Genomic DNA, 18,702 nt, shown 5'->3' with positions numbered 1-18,702 from the left:
GCTATGCATGTCGTTGTCCCAGAACCGGGACCACTTTTGAGCGACATGCATCAGGCCAACTCGGCGAACAGGCTGTTGTAGCCCGTCTTCGTGATTCGCACCTGGATAATGTCACCGATTTCGCCGGCCTTTTCATCAACAATAACGGGCTGCAGCCAAGGTGAGCGGCCGACCTTCTGACCAGCCTGGCGGCCAGGCTTCTCGATCAGCGTGTCGATGGTGCTGCCGACAAGGCTCAAGCCGAAATCCTGCTGCTGTTTCAGGAGCAGTGCCTGCAAGCGCTGCAAGCGCTCGTCCTTGATCGTTTCCGGCACATGATCAGGCATGTCGGCGCCCGGTGTGCCCGGGCGCGGCGAATATTTGAACGAGAAGGCCGAAGCGTAGTTCACCTGGCGGACCAGTTCCATGGTCGCCTCGAAATCGGCTTCCGTCTCGCCGGGGAAGCCGACGATGAAGTCACCGGACAAGGCGATATCGGGGCGCGCTGCGCGGATGCGATCGAGCAACGCCAGATAATCCCTGGCCGTGTGCCTGCGGTTCATCAATTTCAGGATGCGGTCGGAGCCCGATTGCACCGGCAGATGCAGATAAGGCATCAGCGACGGCAGGTCGCGGTGGGCCGCGATCAGTTCGTCATCCATGTCGCGCGGGTGGCTGGTGGTGTAGCGCAGCCGGGCCAGGCCGGGGATTTCAGCCAGCCGGAACAGCAGCCGGCCAAGGCCCCACTCCTCACCGTTCCCGCCCTGGCCGTGCCAGGCATTGACGTTCTGGCCAAGCAGCGTCACCTCGCGCACGCCGGCTTCGGCCAGGCGCTCGGCTTCCGCGACGATCTGCGCCACCGGCCGCGAAACTTCCGAGCCCCTGGTATAGGGCACGACGCAGAAGGTGCAGAACTTGTCGCAGCCTTCCTGCACGGTGAGGAAGGCGGTGACACCGCGCTTGATCACCTCGGCGCGCTTGGGCTGTGGCAGGTGTTCGAACTTGTCCTCGATGGCGTAGTCGGTCTCGACGATCTTCTCGCCGCCGCGCACTCTAGCCAGCACGTCGGGCAGGCGGTGATAGGTCTGCGGCCCGATGACCAGGTCGACGGCCGGCGAACGCCTGATGATCTCCGCACCCTCGGCCTGCGCCACGCAGCCGGCGACGCCGATCAGCAGTTCGCGGCCGGCAATGGCGCGCTCCGCCTTCATGTCGCGGATGCGGCCGAGCTCGGAATAGACCTTTTCGGCCGCCTTCTCCCTGATATGGCAGGTGTTGAGCAGCACCAGATCGGCCTCGCCGATGGCATCGGTCGCGGTATAGCCGTCGGCGGCCAGCGCGTCGGTCATGCGCTGGGAGTCATAGACGTTCATCTGGCAGCCATAGGTCTTGATGAAGACCTTCTTCGCTGCCGTGGCGAGCGATGCCGGCTGTCCGGCCACCGTGCCGATGTCGTCGCTTTCAATCGTGTTCAAGTCCATCCGGCGGCTTCTAACGCCTTTCCGTGACAAAAAACAGACGATTCTCGGCGTGCGCCCCCAAGGCGCATGTCGGGGCTAGCGGCTTGGGCGCGGATCGGCGAGTGCCGCCTGCATCATCCCGCGCACATGGCTTTCCATCAGCTTCGACGTTTCCTTGCGGTTCGAACCCTTCGCAAAGGCGATCGGTTCGCCGAAATGCACTTCGACGTCGAGCGCGCCTTCCGCCATCAGCACCTTGAGATGCGGCATCAGATCCTCGTCGCCGATCCAGGCCGCGATCGGGCGGTGCCGACGGCCGAGCGGCACGCCATGCAGGCGCGTGTAGGCGATCGCCACGGGCTGGATAAACACCTGCTCGGCCGCTCCCTCCGAAATCGCCATCGAGGCAGCGCCGAACAGCGTGCTCTTGAATGGCAGGACAACGTTGCCGTCACCGGTCGACCCCTCGGCGAACAGCACCATGGCGTCGCCCTTGGCCATGCGGCTGGCGATCTCGCTTGCCTGGTCGCCGGAGGAACGCTTGCGCTCGCGCTCGATGAAGACGGTGCGCTGCAGCTTGGACAGCATGCCGATCAGCGGCCAGCCTTCCATATCGGCCCTGGCGATGAACTTCACATCGGCAAAAGAGCCCAGCGCCATGATGTCGGTCCAGGAGATGTGGTTCGAGGCAACGAGCAACGGGCGCTTGGCCGACAGGCCCCCTTTGACATGGACGCGCATGCCGAGCGCCCTGAGGACAAGCCTGTGCCAGATCTTGAGGATGAAGGTTTCCGGCCACCAGCCGGTCTTCATCGACAGGATCTGCAGCGGCACCAGGACCAGCGAACCGGCGACGACAAGGCCCAGGGCCAGGAAAATCCTGATTTTTCCGATCATGCTGTCCTGATCCTGCCATTACAGCGCCGCGCGTTCTCTTGGACGCGCAAAGGACGCCGTAATGCTTTAATTTCGACGCACGATCCTTTCCGAAAATCGGAACCGATTTTCGGGGTCATGCGGCGTCTGGCTAGCGAAGATCGCGGCGCATGACAAGCGCGCCGGTCGGCCCGCGATCGGGCGACTTGTAATAGTCCGGGCGCTTGCCGACTTCGCGGAAGCCCAGCCGACGGTACAGGGCGATCGCGGCGACGTTGGTCTCGTCTACCTCCAGGAACAGCGCTTCGGCGCGTTGCACATGCAGTTCGCGCAACACGGCGTCCATCAACTGCCAGCCCAATCCCTGGCGGCGATGGGATCGCGCCACCGCGACAGTCAGGATCTCGCCCTCGCCGGCGGCCAGCCGGGCCAGCACGAAGCCGACGGGTGGCTTGGCACCCTGCCCGGTTTCGCGCGCGGCATAACCGAACACGGTGTCCTGTCCGAGCAAAGCGGCGAACTCGCCATCGGTCCACGGGCGGACAAAGTCCTCGCGATGCAGCAACGAGACCGCAGGGCTGTCGGTGATCCTGAGCGGCTCGAGTGCATAGTCCCGGCGCCGCGGCTGTAAGAAAGGTATGCGCATTAATTTTGTTGCCTTGAAAGAATAAATCCGGCTTGCGGCTTTGCATCGGCGCCGCGCAGGTAAAGTGGTTTCGGCCTTTCACCCTCGCCTTTGGCGGCGGCGAGGCGGGCGTATGTGACAATGTCGGCGGTGGCCGTCCGAGGCCCGATGTCGGAAATCCGACCCGCCGATGCGGCGATCTGCACCGCCGCGGTGCCGGCAAGCACCGCAAGGTTCTCCACCGCCAGGGCAGTGGCTTCCGACAATGTGGTCACCGCTGGTCCGTAAGTCAAACCTGACATTTCGTCGTAGAGCGCGGCATGGATTTCCTCGCGACCGGCATCAAGCGCCGCCAGCACGGCACGGCCGGGAAATGCCGCTGCCGCCTCGGCGGCCAGTGCCTCGAGCGTCGTCACCCCGATCGCCGGGATTTTCAACGCCAGCGCCAGGCCGCGCGCGGTCGACACGCCGACGCGCAGACCGGTGAAGGACCCCGGGCCGACAGAGACGGCAATGGCGCCAAGGCCGGGATAGTCGGTCGCGCCCGCCTTCAGCGCCTCGGCGATGACGGCCATCAGGTGCTCGGCATGGCCCTTGCCGAGATCGAGCACCACGCGGCCAAGCTCCCGCCCGGCCGCCGCGTCGTAGACGCAGGCGGCGCAGAGGCTGGCGGCACAGTCGATGGCAAGCACTTTCATGAAACGACCGGTTCCGAAAAACAACTTCCCTGTGCCCGCCAAGGCGCGCCACCGCAAGCATAATTTGTTAAGCGGCTTCGCTTCCGCCAGGGCGCCGTCAAACCTGCTCGATGCGCAGCATGTGGTTGTCCCAGACATAGTCCGGTTCCGACCGTGTCGCGCCGCTGCCCTCGATGATCTCGCCGGCGCCGGTGGTTGCCATGAAGCCAGATCCGTCCGGCGCCAGGCCGCAGACCTCGACCAGCGCACTGGTCGAAACCACCCTGCCGCTCGCCACGTCGATCACGGCAAGCGAATTGCCTTCCGGCGACGAGACGGCGACGGTGCCGGCTAAAGGATTGGCGGCGACCGAGCCTATGTAGTTGCGAAAGCCGGACAGCACGTCCGGCGACATGTCGAGCAACTGCAAATCCTTGCCGCGCGCGGCGCGACCAACCAGCAGCGGACGATCGGTGCCCGGCCCCCTATACTGACAGCCGAACCAGACGGTGCCGGCCTGGTCGGTGTCCATGTGGCGGATCGACAGTTGGTGCAGGGAAGCCGCCAATTCATGCTTCTCGATCAGGTCGCCGGTGACACGATCGATCAGCACGTAGGACGGCTTCATGGTGGCGATGTTGAGTTCCGCGCGGCCATAATCGGGATGGGTCTCGATGCCGCCATTGGCGACCGCGATCGTCCTGCCATCGCCCAGCAGCAGAAGCTCGTGCGGACCCATGCCGTAAGTCGGGAATTCACCGATGCGGCTGAACTTCGCCCGCGCGTCGTAGATGCCAACGACGCCGGCAGCGTTGTCGAAGTCGTTCTCGGTGGCATAGAGCAGGGCTCCGTCGGGCGAGAACACCCCATGGCCGAAGAAATGCCGGCCGGTGACGCTGGCGATGGTCAGCGGGGCGTCGCGCCCACTGTGATCGAAAACCACGGCGAAGGTGCCGGGCTGGCGGGCGAAGACCACCGAGCGCTTCGAGATGGGATCGAAAGTGACATCATGGCCGCGATCGGGCAGGTCGATCGCATGCAGCACCTTGCCGGCCTCGGACAGGACGGCGGCGCCAAAACTGCCGTCACGCTTGACGAAAGCGGTGGCGAAGACGGCGTCGGCAGCGAGCGTCTTCGCCCAGGCCGATGGAGTCATCGCAACGGCAAAGCCGATGCCCGCGGCTCTCAGGAAATCCCGGCGATCGATCAGCGGCGTTTTCAAGGATCAATCTCCATCGAGCGACGAAAAGCCTGCGGTCAGGCCGAATTCGGCGGTCAGCCGGGTACCGATCAGGGTCGAGAGGCTGGAGGTGATCAGGGCGAAATGCTCGAGTTCTTCGCGCAGTGCCGGGTCCGCGAGCGCCTTGTCGATCGGACCCGAGACGGACTTCGCGGTGGCGACACCGTTGACCAGCTGGATATGGATCGACTCCGCCATCCAGCGCGCATCGGGCGACAGCGCATCGCCAAGTTTGGAGGCCTGGAACAGCGCATCGATGCCGGCGAGATTTCCTGCCAGCGAGTTGGTGGTGTTTTGCGAACGCCAGTAGATCGCCTGCTTGGGCTTGTCCGCCTCGGGCTTGCCGCCAAGGAAACCTTTCAGGCGGACATCCCGGACCATCTCCAGCTCGTTGATGAAGACACCGACCAGTTCGGTCACCGCTTCGTTGCCGTCGCGGTAGAGCGCATTCTGCGGCCCGGGATTGGACCAGAGTGCGGCAAAACCGTCCGGCTTGTTCCAGGCTGCGCTGACCTCGCCAGCCATGGTTTCGATATTGCCGGCAACCGCCGCTCCATAGGCGCAGCGATAGGGATCATCCTTACCCGTCAGCGCATCGGCGCCGTCGCCGAAAAGCACGAACTCCAGCGCGCCGAGCCCCTGCATGGCGACGCTCTTGCCGGCAAGCTGTGCCGGATCGGTGGCCGCCGGATCCTTGTCCAACAAGGCCGCCTGCACCTGTTTGAGGCCGATGCTCTTGCGGTCCGGCCAGAACAGCATGCGCTCCAGACGATTGTTCTCCTTGATCGGTCCAAAACCGATGATCTCGGCAGATGACCAGGCATGGACCGTGGCGGAAAACTCGGTCCGCGCCGCGTCGAGCTCGCCTCGAGAAGGCGCCTTGCAGAGCTTGTGCATCGCCTTCGTCAAGGTTTCGGCATGCTGGTGCAAATCGGCATAGGCCGGGCGGACGAAGCCGTCGATCGCCTGCTGGATGATGTCGGAGGCCTTCACCGCCGCCGATGCCGGGAAAACGCCCAGCAGGGCCAGCGGAAGAACGAGAACCAGCGCGGAACGCTTCAGCATCAGAATGACTCCAGGAATTTGAGCAGCGCATCGCGCTCGGCCGCATTGGCGGCGGCAAAGCGGTCGCGCGCCTTCTGCGCCTCGCCACCATGCCACAGGATCGCCTCGGTCAGGCTGCGCGCGCGCCCATCATGCAGAAAGAAGGAATTGCCGTTGACGGTCTCGGTGAGGCCGATGCCCCACAGCGGCGGGGTGCGCCATTCGCTTCCCGTCGCATCGCCCACAACCTGGCCGTCGGCCAGGCCGGGCCCCATGTCGTGCAGCAGGAAGTCGGAATAGGGCCAGACCAATTGGAAGGCCTGCGACTTGTTGGGCGCGTCGCGGCGGGTGACGAATTTCGGCGTGTGACAGGAAACGCAGCCGATTGCATAGAAGACCTTCTTGCCGGCGAGCACATCAGGCGCAGCGAGATCGCGGCGTGCCGGCACGGCCAGGTTCTGCGAATAGAAGGTGACGAGATCCATCACCGGCGTCGGCGCCTCGACCGGACCGAGGCGCGCCTGCACGCCATTCGGCATTGCGAGGCATTCTGCCTGCGCCGCGGTGCAGTCGCCCCAATGTCTTGGTTCTTCCGGCGTCGAAATGCCGATGTCGCCGGCAAAGGCATCCGCGGCCTGCTGCCGGATCGATGCGGTCTGCGCCTTCCAGCCGAAACGGCCAAGCGTCAACTCGCCGCTCAGACCGTCGAGCACGATGTTGGGCCTGCCGGAAATGCCGTCATTGTCGCGGTCGTCCGGATCGGCGTGGGACAGAATGTCCGCCGGCGCGATCTGCTCGATCAAGCCAAGGCCGATCATCGGCGGCGTCAGACGCGGCGACAGCGTGGTATGCGGATCGAGCGGCCCATAGGCGAGATCGGTGACGGAATAATCGGGCTTGCGCAGGGAAACCACGGTGCCATCCGTCAGTTCTACCTTACGTTCCTGATAGTCGACGCGCATCCGGCCTTCGCCGCGCAGGCCGGGCACCGCCAGCTCCTGCAACTGCGTGCCGTAGACCGGGTCGGGAAAATTGAGCCGTTGGCGGTTGGCGATCGCCGCTTTTTCCTCGGCGCTGCCGGCGTCCCGCGCCAGGCGCAGGAACATCGAAGTGGTGCCGGTATCGCCTTGCGGCGGACGGCCGCGGCCGTCCTTCAGATGGCAGTTCTGGCAGGCCCGCTCGTTGAAAAGCGGACCAAGCCCGTCCGACGCCTGCGTCGAGGATGGCGACGAGACCCAGTTCTTGCGGAACAAGGCGTTGCCGAGCTTGAAAGTGCCCTCTTCCTCGAAGGTGATGTTGGCCGAGGATTGCGAGAAGGCGTCGCGGCTGACGTCCTTCTCGGACGTGCCGGCGCCACCTTGCATCAGCTCGAACGGCTCGGGTTTGGAGAAATCCGTGGTCGGCCTGGTGACGGCGGTGACCCGCGTCTGATCCCGGACATTGAGGTCGCCGCGCGTGGTGGCAAGGCCGGCTGGCTGAAGGTCACCCGCAATCGCGGACGATGTTAGTGCCAGGACAAGAATGGTAGAGCGCCGACAAGCCGGTCCGGCTGGTCTTTTCGGGAGAAGCGGCGAGCCGGCGGCCCGCCGCGAGCGGCGCAGGAATTCTAAGAGGCGCCGCATTCCCGCATGCCTTTACTCCGCCTCGTTGGCCGAGTCGGCGTTGAGCTGGCCGTACTTCTCCTCGCCGATCGAGGCGAGCAGGTCGAGCTGCGTCTTCGAGAAAGTCGATGTGACCCTCCTCGTCGGCCAGCAGATCCTCGAACAGTTTCATCGTCACGTAATCGCCCACCTCGTGGCAGATCTCGCGCGAACGCTTGTAGGCAGTGCGCGCGTCATATTCGCCGGCGAGGTCGGATTCGAGCACTTCCTTGACGTTCTGCCCGATGCGCAGCGGCGCCACGGACTGCAGGTTCGGATGGCCTTCAAGGAAGATGATGCGCGCGATGAGCTTGTCGGCGTGGTGCATCTCCTCGATCGATTCGGCCCGCTCCTTCTTTGCCAGCTTGGTGTATCCCCAATCCTCCAGCAGACGGAAATGCAGCCAATATTGGTTGACGGCTCCAAGCTCCAGAAAAAGAGCCTCGTTAAGCCGCTCGATGATCTGACTTTCGCCCTTCATGGGTTCTGCTCCCGTATTGGATGCGCAGGCCTCTGACGCGATCCAGATGTGAAACGACATCCACGCCGCTCGCCTCCGAGCAGGCGTGGTAATTTTCGGTGACCCGAATGATCGTTTCCACCACATTTGGGAAGCAGCCGCAACAGCGACCGCGCTTTTGCATCGAGTGATAGATCTTTGCCGGCACGATAAGTTGCCAAGGGTCCTGGTCCAGCAGCCCGATGATCGTCTGCTCGATCTCCCTCTCCGTGATGATATTGCAATGGCAGATCAGCATTTATAGTGCTCGGATGGCTGACGGCGCCTTCCGCGCCGTGTGGCTTGATTGGTCCTGGAGCCCATTCCGGAGCCAATTGTCAGGCTCCGGAACCACGCACCAGGTTCGGTCTTACTTGAACACCTTGTCGGGCGCGTCGAGGCTGTCGGAGCCTTCGAAGGCGATGGCGTTGAGTTTCAGCGAGCCAACGGCACGTTCGATCGACTTGGTCTGGTCGACCAACGCGTCGATCGCCGCCTGCACGGTGGCGTTGCCTTCCTTGTTTCCTTCAGCGATCTGCTGGTCATAGGCCTCACCGGCCTCGGCCCGCGTCTTGATCGCCTCCATCTTGGCGACGGTCACATCGAGCTTGTCGGACAGTTCCTTGTCGATCGCCGGATCGGCAACCTTGACCATGTCATGCACCGAAGGCCCGGAAACGACGGTGCCGTCGAGCCTGGTATAGCTGGCGAGGTAAGCAGCACGGATGCCGATCGCGTCGTAGAGATGCGAGTTGTAGGTGTTGTCGGAGAAGCAGTCGTGCTCCTCCTCCGGGTCGTGCAGCAGCAGGCCGAGCTTCATGCGCTCACCGGCCAGTTCACCATAGGACAGCGAGCCCATGCCGGTGAAGATGACCGAGATCGCGGTGTTCGGCTCTTCGTCGACGAGGGCCTTGCGCGCGGCGCCGTCTTCCTTCCAGTTGCCGACCATTTCCTGCAGGTCCGAAACCAGAAGCGTGCTGGCCGACTTCAGATACTCGGCACGGCGGTCGCAATTGCCGCCGGTGCAGTTCTTGAGGTCGTAGTCGGTGTAGGGGCGTTCGCCGGCGCCCGGGCCGGTGCCGTGCAGATCCTGGCCCCAGAGCAGGAATTCGATGGCATGATAGCCGGTGGCGACATTGGCCTCGATGCCACCGGCCTCCTGCAGCGTGCCGGAGAGGAATTCCGGCGACAGTTTCGAGGCATCGACCTTCTTGCCGTTGATCTCGATTTCCTTGTTGGCGATCACATTGGCGGTATAGAGCGAATTCGCATCCGATTCGGTGCCGTAGCTCTTGGCGACATAATCGATCAGGCCTTCGTCCAGCGGCCAGGAATTCACCTTGCCTTCCCAATCGTCGACGATCTTGTTGCCGAAGCGGTAGACCTCGGTCTGCTGGTAAGGCACGCGCGATGCCTTCCAGGCGTCGCGAGCGGCCTTGAGCGTGTCAGCGGACGGATTGGCAAGCAGCGCGTCGATCGCCTTGTCGAGGGCCTGGGCCGTGGTCAGCGAATCCTCATACTTGGCAAGCGCGATGTCTGAATAGGTCTTGATGACCGCTTTCGCATCGGTTTCCGCCTTGGCCGGCAGCACAAACACCGCCGCCGTCAGCAGTGCCGTGGCGCCAATCGCCGCAAGCCTGCCGCCATATCGTGCTGTCATTATCGCTCTCCAGTTTTTTGGAAATTCTATAAACGGCGCGTGCGGCAGCCGGCGCCAGGCCATGTCGATGCCGTGGGGCGCAAGACTTGCCACGCGATCGCGCGGTTCGGGGAAGAAAGACACCAAAATGCCTCCAATCGAACGGGTTCAAGGCCCAGACATCAAAGGGATGCGCTAACGCGCAGGCTTCCATAAAGCTTCGACGCCCATGGAAGTCAACGAAAATCGTCTGGAAAAGCCAATTGAAACAATAGTTTAGAATTATTCTAAACTACGAATGTCAACTTTATACCTCGACTGTGCCGGCTTTGCCGCCGAACTGTACGATTGACAGCCGTCATCCCGGGTGCGACCCGCAAACGCTCTCTTGCGGCGGCGCCAGACAATTGCCACTTGGCGAGACGCCCTAGGATCGAATCGGGATCGGAATGCGATGAAGAACGGTGTGGTCATTGTCGGTGCGGGTCACGCGGGCGTGCAGGCGGCCGCCAGTTTGCGCGAGGACGGCTATGACGGGCCGGTGATCCTCGTCGGCGACGAGAACGAGTTGCCTTACCACAAGCCGCCGCTGTCGAAGACCTTCATCAAGGATGCCGAGGCCAAACCGCAACCCTTGCGAGGCGAGGCCTTTTATACCGGCAACGCGATCGACTACCGGCCGGGCATCCGGATCGAGCGTATCGATGCCGGCCGCCGCAGCCTGGAGATGTCAGGCGGCGGCGAACTTGCCTTCGATCATCTGGTCCTGGCGACCGGGTCGCGCCCACGCGTCCTGCCGCTGCCGGGCTCGGACCTGTCGGGCGTCTTGTCGTTGCGCTCGTTGGCCGACGCACGGCTGATCCGGGAGCTCAGCGCGAGCAGCGAGGATGTTGTCATCCTCGGCGGCGGTTTTATCGGACTGGAGATCGCCGCGACGCTGCGCGCGGCCGGCCGCACGGTGACTGTGGTGGAAGCGGTCGACCGGCTGCTCGGCCGCGCCGTGGCGCCCGTGGTGGCCAGCCATGTCCGCCAGCGGCTGGAGGCGACCGGCGTACGCATCCTGACCGGCACCTCGATTTCAAGGCTCGAAGGCGAAAACGGCCATGTCGTGGCCGCGATCACCTCGTCAGGCGAAAGGCTGCCGGCGCGCATGGTCATCGTCGGCATCGGCGCCGTGCCCAATGTCGAACTGGCACAGGAAGCCAGCCTTGCCATCGCCAACGGCATCCGCGTCGACCACCAGATGCGCAGTTCGGCGCCGGAAATCCTGGCCATCGGCGACGCCGCCTCCTACCGGCACTGGTTCACGGGCGGCGACGTGCGGCTGGAATCGGTGCAGAACGCCACCGACCAGGCCCGCCTTGCGGCCCGCACGATCACCGGTCACGCGGACGCCTATTCGGCGGTGCCATGGTTCTGGTCCGATATTGGCGACATGAAGCTGCAGATGGTCGGGCTGACCGCCGGCGGCGACAGCCACGTCGTGCTGGGCGACCTGCCCGACAACAAGTTTTCCATCTATCACTATGCCGGCGACCGGCTGCTCGGCATCGAATCCGTCAACCGCCCCGGCGACCACATGCTTGGCCGCAAGATGCTCGGTGCCGGCTTCTCGCCGACGCCGCAAACGGTCGCCATGGGTCCCGAGGGGCTCAAGGCGGCATTGGCCGCGTTTCAGCAGGACGAGCCGGCAAGGGCCGCGGGCTAGATGCGCTTACCCTCCCCTTGTGGGGCTGCAAAGCAGCGGGGTGGGGTCAGCGCCAAGCCCCCCACCCGGACCTTCGGTCCGACCTCCCCACGAGGGGGAGGTAGAACGCTAGGCAGCGCAGACTTCGCGGATCGAGCTTTCCAGGATGTCGAGCGCCTCGTTCATGACCTCGTCCTGGATGGTGATCGGCGCCAGGAAACGGATGACGTTGCCGTAGACGCCGCAGGTCAGCAGGATCAGGCCCTTGTCCAGTGCCTTCAGCCGGATGGCGTTGGCGATCTCCGCCGAGGGCAGGCCCTTCTTGACGTCGTTGAACTCGACCGCGTTCATGAAGCCGAGGCCCCTTATATCGACGATCTCGGGCACGTCGTCGCGGATCGACTGCAGGCGCTGCTTCAGCCGCGCGCCAAGCGTGTTGGCGCGGTCGCACAGCTTTTCGTCCTCGATCACGTCAAGCACGGCGTGTGCCGCGGCAACGCCGATCGGGCTGCCTCCATAGGTGCCGCCGAGGCCGCCCGGGCCAGGCGCATCCATGATCTCGGCGCGGCCGGTCACCGCCGACAGCGGGAAGCCGCCGGCGAGGCTCTTGGCCATGGTGGTGATGTCGGCAGCGACCTCATGATGATCCATCGCAAACATCTTGCCGGTACGGGCGAAGCCCGTCTGCACTTCGTCGGCGATCAGAAGCATGCCGTGCTGGTCGCAGAGCTTGCGCAGAGCGGTCAGGAGTTCACGGGGCGCGTCGTAGAAGCCACCCTCACCCTGGACAGGCTCGATGATGATCGCAGCGACGCGGGCCGGATCGACGTCGGCCTTGAACAGCTTGTCGAGCGCGGCAAGAGAATCGGCGACCGAGACACCATGCAGCGCCACTGGGAACGGCACGTGGTAGACGTCGCCCGGCATGGCGCCGAACCCGACCTTGTAGGGAACGACCTTGCCGGTCAGCGCCATGCCCATGAAGGTGCGGCCATGGAAGCCGCCGCCAAAGGCGATGACGGCCTGGCGACCGGTGGCGTTGCGGGCGATCTTGATGGCATTTTCGACCGCCTCGGCGCCGGTGGTGACGAAAATGGTCTTCTTCTCGAACTTGCCGGGCAGCATGGCGTTCAGCCGCTCGGCCAGCCTGACATAGCTCTCATACGGCACGACCTGGTGGCAGGTGTGGGTGAAACGGTCGAGCTGCGCCTTGACCGCCTCGATCACCCTGGGGTGGCGGTGGCCGGTGTTGACGACCGCGATGCCGGAGGAGAAGTCGATGTAGCGGCGCCCCTCGACATCCCAGATCTCCGAGTTTTCAGCCCGGTCGGCGTAGATTTGCGTGGTCATGCCGACGCCGCGCGAGATCGACTGGTTCTTGCGTTCGGAAATGGCTGAATTCTTCATGATATCCCTCATCGGGCCGGCGCCCGTTCTCGTTGATCAGATGTCTTCTGACCTTATTTCATGTTTTCCTCAAGTCGGCACCACCGGATGGCGATTGGGCCTGCGACGAGCAGATCTCCGCCCTTAACCAGTAGGGCGATACACGTACGAGAACGGTTTCCTTTTTCGGGGGATCGATTATCCTCCGAATATCCGCCAGGCATCGCTATCAGCGAGCGGCCCGCGGCTGGGGGAGCCCATGAGCAGGAACGCGACATCGTCCGTCTCGCCGCCATCCATCAAAACCTCCAGCCTTTCGTCTTTTCCCTCGGCAGTCTGCGTCTGCGCAGCCGCCCTGCTGCTGGCCGGTTGCCAGAAGCAGGAAGCGGCGGCCAGGAAACTGCCGGTCATGGTGCGCGCGGAAACGGTGGCGATGGCCGACTACGCACCGAGGACCTCGCTGACCGGGGTGATCGCGGCGCGTACGCTGAACAATCTGTCGTTTCGGGTCGGCGGCCGCGTCGCCGAGCGGTTTGTCGATGTCGGCCAGCATGTCGACCAGGGCGCGGTGCTGGCCCGCATCGATCCGCAGGAACAGGAATCCGATCTGCGTTCCGCACAAGCCGATCTCGATGCGGCGCAGGCGCAGTTGACCCAGTCCGCCGCCGCCTTCCAGCGGCAGAAGACGCTGCTCGCCCAGGGCTTCACCACCAGGCGCGATTATGACGCCGCCGACCAGGCGATGAAGGTGGCACAAGGCAGCGTCGATGCCGCGCAGAGCGCATTCGCCAATGCCCAGCAAAACCTCTCCTTCACCGAGCTCAAGGCGGGCGCGCCCGGCGTCATCACCGCCCGCCAGGTCGAAACCGGCCAGGTGGTGCAAGCGGCGCAAACCGTCTTCACCGTCGCCGAGGACGGAGACCGTGACGCCGTGTTCAACGTGCAGGAGACGCTGGTCGCCAGGACGCCGGCCTCGCCGGCGGTGACGATCACGCTGTTGGCCGATCCGCAGGTCCGGGCAACAGGCAAGGTGCGCGAAATCTCGCCGGTGGTAGACCAGGCCTCCGGTTCGATCCGGGTCAGGGTCGGCATTCCCGACACGCCGGCCGGCATGCCGCTAGGGGCGGCCGTGATCGGCTCGGTCAGCGCCAAGCCGGCGAAGGCGATCCTGTTGCCCTGGCAGGCACTGACGTCCAGTGCCGGCAGGCCGGCTGTCTGGATTGTCGACCCAGCGACCAAGGCGGTGTCGACGACGCCGATCGAGGTGCTGGCCTTCGATTCGGGCACGGTCGTGGTCGCCAGCGGTCTGAACGAAGGCCAGAGTGTCGTTACCGCGGGCGGGCAGTTACTCAGTCCCGGCCAGACGGTGGAGATATCGGGGGCGGGCCAATGAACCGGCTGCCACGAATTGTGCTCGGCCTGTTCGCGCTTGGCGCGCTCGCCGCCTGCTCAAAATCCGAAGAAAAGCCGCCGGAGATCATCCGGCCGGTGCTTTCGGTGGTGGTCGAGCCGCGCACGATCGAGACCTTCGGCTTCGCCGGCTCGGTCGAGCCGCAGGTCAGCGCCGACCTTGCCTTCCGTCTGCTGGGCCGGGTCGTCTCGCGCGACGTCAAGGTGGGCGACCTCGTCACCAAGGGCACGACGATCGCCGCCCTCGACCCGACCGCGCTGGAGCTGGCGGTGCAAGCGGCCAAGGCAGAGCTCTCCAATGCCGAGGCACAGTTCGCCAATGCCGCGGCGAGCGAGGAGCGCCAGCGCCAGCTGCTAGCCTCGGCCAACGCTTCGCAGGCCGTCTTCGATGCCGCGCAGCAGGCACGCAAGGCCGCGGAAGCCAGCGTCGAGCGAGCCAGGGCTTCGCTGGCCAAATCGCAGGAACAGCTTGGCTATGCCAGGCTGTTCTCCGACTTCGACGGCGTCGTCACCGCGGTCGGCGCCGAGGTCGGGCAGACGGTCTCGGCAGGCCAGACAGTCGTCACCGTGGCGCGCTCCGACCTGCGCGAAGCGGTGGTCGACATTCCCGACCAGCTGATCGGTGATCTCACCGCCGGCACGCCGTTCCAGGTCATCCTGCAATCGCTGCCGACGATCCACACCGAGGCCAAGCTGCGCGAGATCGCGCCACAGGCGGAGGGGTCGACGCGCACCCGGCGCGTGCGGCTGACGCTCACCGATCCGCCGCAGGCCTTCAGGCTCGGCTCGACGATAACGGCGACCCGCGTGACCAAGGTGGCGCCAACGATCGAACTGCCGATGTCGGCGCTGCTCGAAAAGAACGGTTCCGACAAAGTTTGGATCGTCGACCCGCGGACGTCGAGCGTGAGCACGCGCGACATCAAGATCGCTTCCAGGAATGGCGGCACCTTCACGGTGGCCGAGGGACTTGAGGCCGGCATGCGCGTGGTCACCGCGGGCGTCCATAGCCTGAGCCAAGGCCAGAAGGTTAGAGTGCCGGAGGGCGGCGTCTGATGAAGGGCTTCAATCTCTCCGACTGGGCGCTCAGCCACCGCTCCATGGTCTGGTATTTCATGCTGGTCTTCGTGGTGGCCGGCATATTCTCCTACCTCAATCTCGGCCGCGAGGAAGACCCCAACTTCACCATCAAGACGATGATCATCCAGGCCAACTGGCCGGGCGCGTCGGTCAAGGAGACGGTGCAGCAGGTGACCGACCGCATCGAGAAGAAGCTCGAGGAGCTCGACAGCCTCGACTTCACCAGATCCGTCACCACCGCCGGCCAGACCGTCATATTCGTCAACCTGAAGGACACCACCAGGGCGCGCGATGTCGTGCCGAACTGGCTTCAGGTGCGCAACATGGTCAACGATATCAAGGCGCAGTTTCCGCAAGGCGTGCAGGGGCCGTTCTTCAACGACCGCTTCGGCGATGTCTACGGCAACATCTATGCCTTCACATCGGACGGGCTGACGCCGCGCCAATTGCGCGACTATGTCGAGGACGTCCGCACAAGAATCCTGACCGTGCCCAATGCCGGCAAAGTCGACCTCGTCGGCGCGCAGGACGAAGCCATATACCTGGAATTCTCGACGCGCCAGATCGCGGCCCTTGGCCTCAACCAACAGGCGATCGTCGCCAGCCTGCAGGCGCAGAACGCGATAACGCCGTCCGGCGTCATCCAGTCCGGACCGGAGCGCATCAGCGTGCGCGTCGACGGCCAGTTCACTTCCGAAGAGAGCCTGCGTGCCATCAATCTGCGCGTCAACGACCGCTTCTTCCGGCTGAGCGACGTGGCAACGATCACACGCGGCTATGTCGATCCGCCGACGGCACTGTTCCGTTTCAACGGCCAGGACGCCATCGCGCTCGCCATCGGCATGAAGCCCAACGCCAATCTGCTCGAATTCGGCGCGGCGCTGCACAGGGAGATGGACAAGGTGCTGGCCGACCTGCCGGTCGGCGTCGGCGTGCATCTGGTCGCCGACCAGCCGGTGATCGTCGAGGAAGCGGTCTCGGGCTTCACCCGCGCGCTGTTCGAGGCGGTGGCCATCGTGCTTGCTGTCTCATTCATCAGCCTTGGCATGCGCGCCGGCTTCGTCGTGGCGCTGTCGATCCCGCTGGTGCTGGCCATCACCTTCACGGTCATGGAGTATCTCGGCATTTCGCTGCAGCGCATTTCGCTGGGCGCACTGATCATCGCACTCGGGCTTCTGGTCGACGACGCCATGATCGCGGTCGAGATGATGGTGGCGCGGCTGGAGGTTGGCGACAACCTGCGCAAGGCGGCGACCTATGTCTACATCTCGACCGCCTTCCCGATGCTGACCGGCACGCTGGTGACGGTCGCCGGCTTCATCCCGATCGGCCTCAACTCAAGTGCCGCCGGCGAATACACCTTCACCCTGTTCGTCGTCATCGCCGTGTCGTTGCTGGTGTCATGGATCGTGGCGGTGCTGTTCGCGCCGCTGCTGGGCGTTACCATCCTGCCGGCGACGATGAAGACCAAGCATCACGACCAGCCTGGCCGATTCACTTCGCTGTTCCGGCGGGCGCTGGTGTTTTCGGTGCGCCGGCACTGGCTAACCATCATCGTCACGGTGCTATTGTTCGCGGCCTCGATCGCCGGCTTCGGCCTCGTCCAGCAACAGTTCTTCCCGCCGTCCGACCGGCCGGAGCTGATCGTCGACTGGAACCTGCCACAGAACTCGTCGATCGCCGAGACGCGCGACCAGATGGAACGGTTCGAGCAGCGGGCGCTGGTCGGCAATCCCGACATCGACCATTTCAGTTCCTATATCGGCCAGGGCGCGGTGCGCTTCGTGCTGGCCTATGATGTGCAGCCGGCCAACCCCTATTTCGGCCAGACCGTGATCGTCACCAAGAGCCTCGAGGCGCGCAACCGGGTCAAGCCGGCGCTGGAAAGGCTGTTGCGCGAGGAATTTGTCGGCACCGACGCCTTCGTCAAACTGCTCGAACTCGGACCGCCTGTCGGCCGTCCGGTGCAGTATCGCGTCGGCGGACCAGACATCCAGACCGTGCGCGAGTTGGCGCAGCAATTCGCCGGCCTCATCTCGGCCAATCCGAAGCTCGCAGCCCCCACCTTCGACTGGAACGAGCCGCAACGCGTGCTGAGGGTCGACGTGCTGCAGGACAAGGCACGCCAGCTCGGCATCACCTCGTCCGACATCGCCAGTGCGCTCAACAGCACGGTCGGCGGCGCCACCATCACCCAGGTGCGCGACGCCACCTATCTGATCAATGTCGTGGCGCGCTCACGCGATGCCGAACGCGGCTCGATCGGGACACTGCAGAACATGCAGCTGCCGACCAGCACCGGCGAAGCCATCCCGCTCGCGGCGGTGGCCAATTTCAGTTACGACCTCGAGCAGCCGACAGTGTGGCGGCGTGACCGCATTCCGACGATCACCGTGCGCGCCGGCATGGTGGGCGACACGCTGCCGGCCACCGTGGTCAACGAGCTGAAGCCGTCGGTGGATGCCTTCATCGCCAAGCTGCCGCCGGGCTATTCGGTGGAAACCGCCGGCTCGGTCGAGGAAAGCGCCAAAAGCCAGGGGCCGATCGCGGCCGTGGTGCCGCTGATGCTGTTCATCATGGCGACCATCCTGATGGTGCAGTTGCAGAGCTTCCAGCGTCTGTTCCTGGTCGTGGCGGTGGCGCCGCTCGGGCTGATCGGCGTGGTGGCCGCCCTGGTGCCGAGCGGCGCGCCGCTCGGCTTCGTCGCCATCCTCGGCGTGCTGGCGCTGATCGGCATCCTGATCCGCAACTCGGTCATCCTGATCGTCCAGATCGAGGATCTCGTCCGAGAGGGTAAGGACCGATGGACGGCCGTCATCGAGGCGACCGAACACCGCATGCGGCCGATCGCGCTGACGGCGGCCGCCGCCAGCCTGGCGCTGATCCCGATCGCGCGCGAAGTGTTCTGGGGACCGATGGCCTATGCCATGATGGGCGGCATCATCACCGGTACAGCGATCACGCTGCTGTTCCTGCCGGCGCTTTATGTGGCGTGGTTCCGGATCAAGGAGCCGAAGCAGCGGGACGAACCATCCGTTCCGGAGAACGGCGAACTGACGCAAAGCTCGACTTAAGACTCTGCTGCATCACTCGTTATCGTTGGAGGGTATAGGGAGTGATTTGGCGCGCTGCCAGGGCGAAATGTTTGAAGTACGCCAAGCATGCCAGCCTTTTGGCAGATCGGCCAATTCCAGGATGCTCTCATCCCTCTGAACCACATTTTGGAGGCTGACGAGCATTATCTCGCGTTCATCGCGATTTTGCTTTTCGCTGCTATGAAATTGCCAACTGCCACCTTCATCGTTGTAGTTGTCGTCGTCGTCAGCTTCATGCACAACATATGCGATCCAGTCGCCACGTTTGAATATGCTCTTGTCCGATACCACCGCGACATTGGGCGGATCTGCAAACTTCCATTCCTTCATGGAATTCCCCAAGACGGTTGGTTTGCGTACAGGAA

15 protein-coding genes and 1 pseudogene are annotated in these 18,702 nt (G+C 64.1%); 4 read left to right on the top strand and 12 right to left on the bottom strand.

What is annotated here, in order from left to right; genetic code table 11:
- Positions 1–50: 50 nt before the first annotated feature.
- From miaB to AC1VON_RS08505, 10 genes and pseudogenes are all read right to left on the bottom strand, one after another.
- Positions 51–1,460, bottom strand: coding sequence for a tRNA (N6-isopentenyl adenosine(37)-C2)-methylthiotransferase MiaB (gene miaB, locus AC1VON_RS08550; protein WP_172347073.1), 1,410 nt, complete (start codon positions 1,458–1,460; stop codon positions 51–53).
- 75 nt (positions 1,461–1,535) lie between these two features.
- A complete protein-coding gene (olsA, locus tag AC1VON_RS08545; RefSeq protein WP_483121510.1) occupies positions 1,536–2,336 on the bottom strand; it encodes a lyso-ornithine lipid O-acyltransferase in 801 nt (266 codons plus the stop codon).
- Positions 2,337–2,466: 130 nt separating this feature from the next.
- Positions 2,467–2,961: a GNAT family N-acetyltransferase gene (locus AC1VON_RS08540; protein WP_172347075.1), complete on the bottom strand. Its 495-nt coding sequence runs from the start codon at positions 2,959–2,961 to the stop codon at positions 2,467–2,469.
- Positions 2,961–3,638, bottom strand: a complete 678-nt coding sequence (gene tsaB, locus AC1VON_RS08535) for a tRNA (adenosine(37)-N6)-threonylcarbamoyltransferase complex dimerization subunit type 1 TsaB (RefSeq protein ID WP_483121508.1) — start codon at positions 3,636–3,638, stop codon at positions 2,961–2,963. Before tsaB ends, AC1VON_RS08540 begins: the two co-directional genes overlap by 1 nt.
- 97 nt (positions 3,639–3,735) lie before the next feature.
- Positions 3,736–4,839, bottom strand: coding sequence for a DUF1513 domain-containing protein (locus AC1VON_RS08530; RefSeq protein ID WP_483121506.1), 1,104 nt, complete (start codon positions 4,837–4,839; stop codon positions 3,736–3,738).
- 3 nt (positions 4,840–4,842) lie between these two features.
- Complete coding sequence (locus AC1VON_RS08525; RefSeq protein WP_483121504.1) at positions 4,843–5,922, bottom strand: imelysin family protein; 1,080 nt, start codon at positions 5,920–5,922, stop codon at positions 4,843–4,845.
- Positions 5,922–7,523, bottom strand: coding sequence for a di-heme oxidoreductase family protein (locus AC1VON_RS08520; RefSeq protein ID WP_483121502.1), 1,602 nt, complete (start codon positions 7,521–7,523; stop codon positions 5,922–5,924). The genes AC1VON_RS08525 and AC1VON_RS08520 overlap by 1 nt, the downstream gene beginning before the upstream one ends.
- A gap of 12 nt (positions 7,524–7,535) precedes the next feature.
- A pseudogene (gene bfr, locus AC1VON_RS08515) lies at positions 7,536–8,022 on the bottom strand (bacterioferritin).
- On the bottom strand, positions 7,988–8,299 hold the full coding sequence (locus tag AC1VON_RS08510; protein ID WP_483121500.1) for a (2Fe-2S)-binding protein: 312 nt from the start codon (positions 8,297–8,299) through the stop codon (positions 7,988–7,990). Before AC1VON_RS08510 ends, bfr begins: the two are co-directional and overlap by 35 nt.
- Positions 8,300–8,410: 111 nt before the next feature.
- The gene (locus tag AC1VON_RS08505; protein ID WP_483121498.1) at positions 8,411–9,700 is read right to left on the bottom strand and encodes an imelysin family protein; all 1,290 of its coding nucleotides are present in this window, start codon (positions 9,698–9,700) and stop codon (positions 8,411–8,413) included.
- Between the two features lie 433 nt (positions 9,701–10,133).
- Between AC1VON_RS08505 and AC1VON_RS08500 the strand changes: the two genes are divergently transcribed.
- Positions 10,134–11,387 (top strand): NAD(P)/FAD-dependent oxidoreductase, encoded by a 1,254-nt coding sequence (locus AC1VON_RS08500; protein WP_483121496.1) that lies wholly within the window; start codon positions 10,134–10,136, stop codon positions 11,385–11,387.
- Between the two features lie 108 nt (positions 11,388–11,495).
- Here the strand turns inward: AC1VON_RS08500 and AC1VON_RS08495 are convergent, their stop codons facing one another.
- A complete protein-coding gene (locus AC1VON_RS08495) occupies positions 11,496–12,773 on the bottom strand; it encodes a 4-aminobutyrate--2-oxoglutarate transaminase (protein ID WP_056570441.1) in 1,278 nt (425 codons plus the stop codon).
- A gap of 238 nt (positions 12,774–13,011) precedes the next feature.
- Between AC1VON_RS08495 and AC1VON_RS08490 the strand changes: the two genes are divergently transcribed.
- Genes AC1VON_RS08490 through AC1VON_RS08480 form a run of 3 tightly spaced genes read left to right on the top strand, consistent with a single transcriptional unit; the run spans position 13,012 to position 18,316 of the window.
- Positions 13,012–14,145 carry an efflux RND transporter periplasmic adaptor subunit gene (locus tag AC1VON_RS08490; protein ID WP_483121494.1) on the top strand — a complete coding sequence of 378 codons (1,134 nt, stop codon included), beginning with the start codon at positions 13,012–13,014 and terminating at the stop codon, positions 14,143–14,145.
- Complete coding sequence (locus AC1VON_RS08485; protein ID WP_483121493.1) at positions 14,142–15,218, top strand: efflux RND transporter periplasmic adaptor subunit; 1,077 nt, start codon at positions 14,142–14,144, stop codon at positions 15,216–15,218. Before AC1VON_RS08490 ends, AC1VON_RS08485 begins: the two co-directional genes overlap by 4 nt.
- Positions 15,218–18,316, top strand: a complete 3,099-nt coding sequence (locus tag AC1VON_RS08480) for an efflux RND transporter permease subunit (RefSeq protein WP_483121491.1) — start codon at positions 15,218–15,220, stop codon at positions 18,314–18,316. The genes AC1VON_RS08485 and AC1VON_RS08480 overlap by 1 nt, the downstream gene beginning before the upstream one ends.
- A gap of 12 nt (positions 18,317–18,328) precedes the next feature.
- Here AC1VON_RS08480 and AC1VON_RS08475 read toward each other — a convergent pair whose 3' ends face one another.
- Positions 18,329–18,667, bottom strand: a complete 339-nt coding sequence (locus tag AC1VON_RS08475; RefSeq protein WP_483121489.1) for a hypothetical protein — start codon at positions 18,665–18,667, stop codon at positions 18,329–18,331.
- Between the last annotated feature and the right edge of the window lie 35 nt (positions 18,668–18,702).

This window comes from Mesorhizobium sp. HAY1-8B, from assembly GCF_056868045.1.
This window is presented reverse-complemented; position numbering and strand designations above follow the sequence as displayed.

Excerpts from the sequence above, each read along its gene's own strand:
- miaB (WP_172347073.1), bottom strand. The coding sequence starts at position 1,460 with ATGGACTTGAACACGATTGAAAGCGACGACATCGGCACGGTGGCCGGA.
- olsA (WP_483121510.1), bottom strand. The coding sequence starts at position 2,336 with ATGATCGGAAAAATCAGGATTTTCCTGGCCCTGGGCCTTGTCGTCGCC.
- AC1VON_RS08540 (WP_172347075.1), bottom strand. The coding sequence starts at position 2,961 with ATGCGCATACCTTTCTTACAGCCGCGGCGCCGGGACTATGCACTCGAG.
- tsaB (WP_483121508.1), bottom strand. The coding sequence starts at position 3,638 with ATGAAAGTGCTTGCCATCGACTGTGCCGCCAGCCTCTGCGCCGCCTGC.
- AC1VON_RS08525 (WP_483121504.1), bottom strand. The coding sequence starts at position 5,922 with ATGCTGAAGCGTTCCGCGCTGGTTCTCGTTCTTCCGCTGGCCCTGCTG.
- AC1VON_RS08520 (WP_483121502.1), bottom strand. The coding sequence starts at position 7,523 with ATGCGGCGCCTCTTAGAATTCCTGCGCCGCTCGCGGCGGGCCGCCGGC.
- AC1VON_RS08510 (WP_483121500.1), bottom strand. The coding sequence starts at position 8,299 with ATGCTGATCTGCCATTGCAATATCATCACGGAGAGGGAGATCGAGCAG.
- AC1VON_RS08505 (WP_483121498.1), bottom strand. The coding sequence starts at position 9,700 with ATGACAGCACGATATGGCGGCAGGCTTGCGGCGATTGGCGCCACGGCA.
- AC1VON_RS08500 (WP_483121496.1), top strand. The coding sequence starts at position 10,134 with ATGAAGAACGGTGTGGTCATTGTCGGTGCGGGTCACGCGGGCGTGCAG.
- AC1VON_RS08495 (WP_056570441.1), bottom strand. The coding sequence starts at position 12,773 with ATGAAGAATTCAGCCATTTCCGAACGCAAGAACCAGTCGATCTCGCGC.
- AC1VON_RS08490 (WP_483121494.1), top strand. The coding sequence starts at position 13,012 with ATGAGCAGGAACGCGACATCGTCCGTCTCGCCGCCATCCATCAAAACC.
- AC1VON_RS08485 (WP_483121493.1), top strand. The coding sequence starts at position 14,142 with ATGAACCGGCTGCCACGAATTGTGCTCGGCCTGTTCGCGCTTGGCGCG.
- AC1VON_RS08480 (WP_483121491.1), top strand. The coding sequence starts at position 15,218 with ATGAAGGGCTTCAATCTCTCCGACTGGGCGCTCAGCCACCGCTCCATG.
- AC1VON_RS08475 (WP_483121489.1), bottom strand. The coding sequence starts at position 18,667 with ATGAAGGAATGGAAGTTTGCAGATCCGCCCAATGTCGCGGTGGTATCG.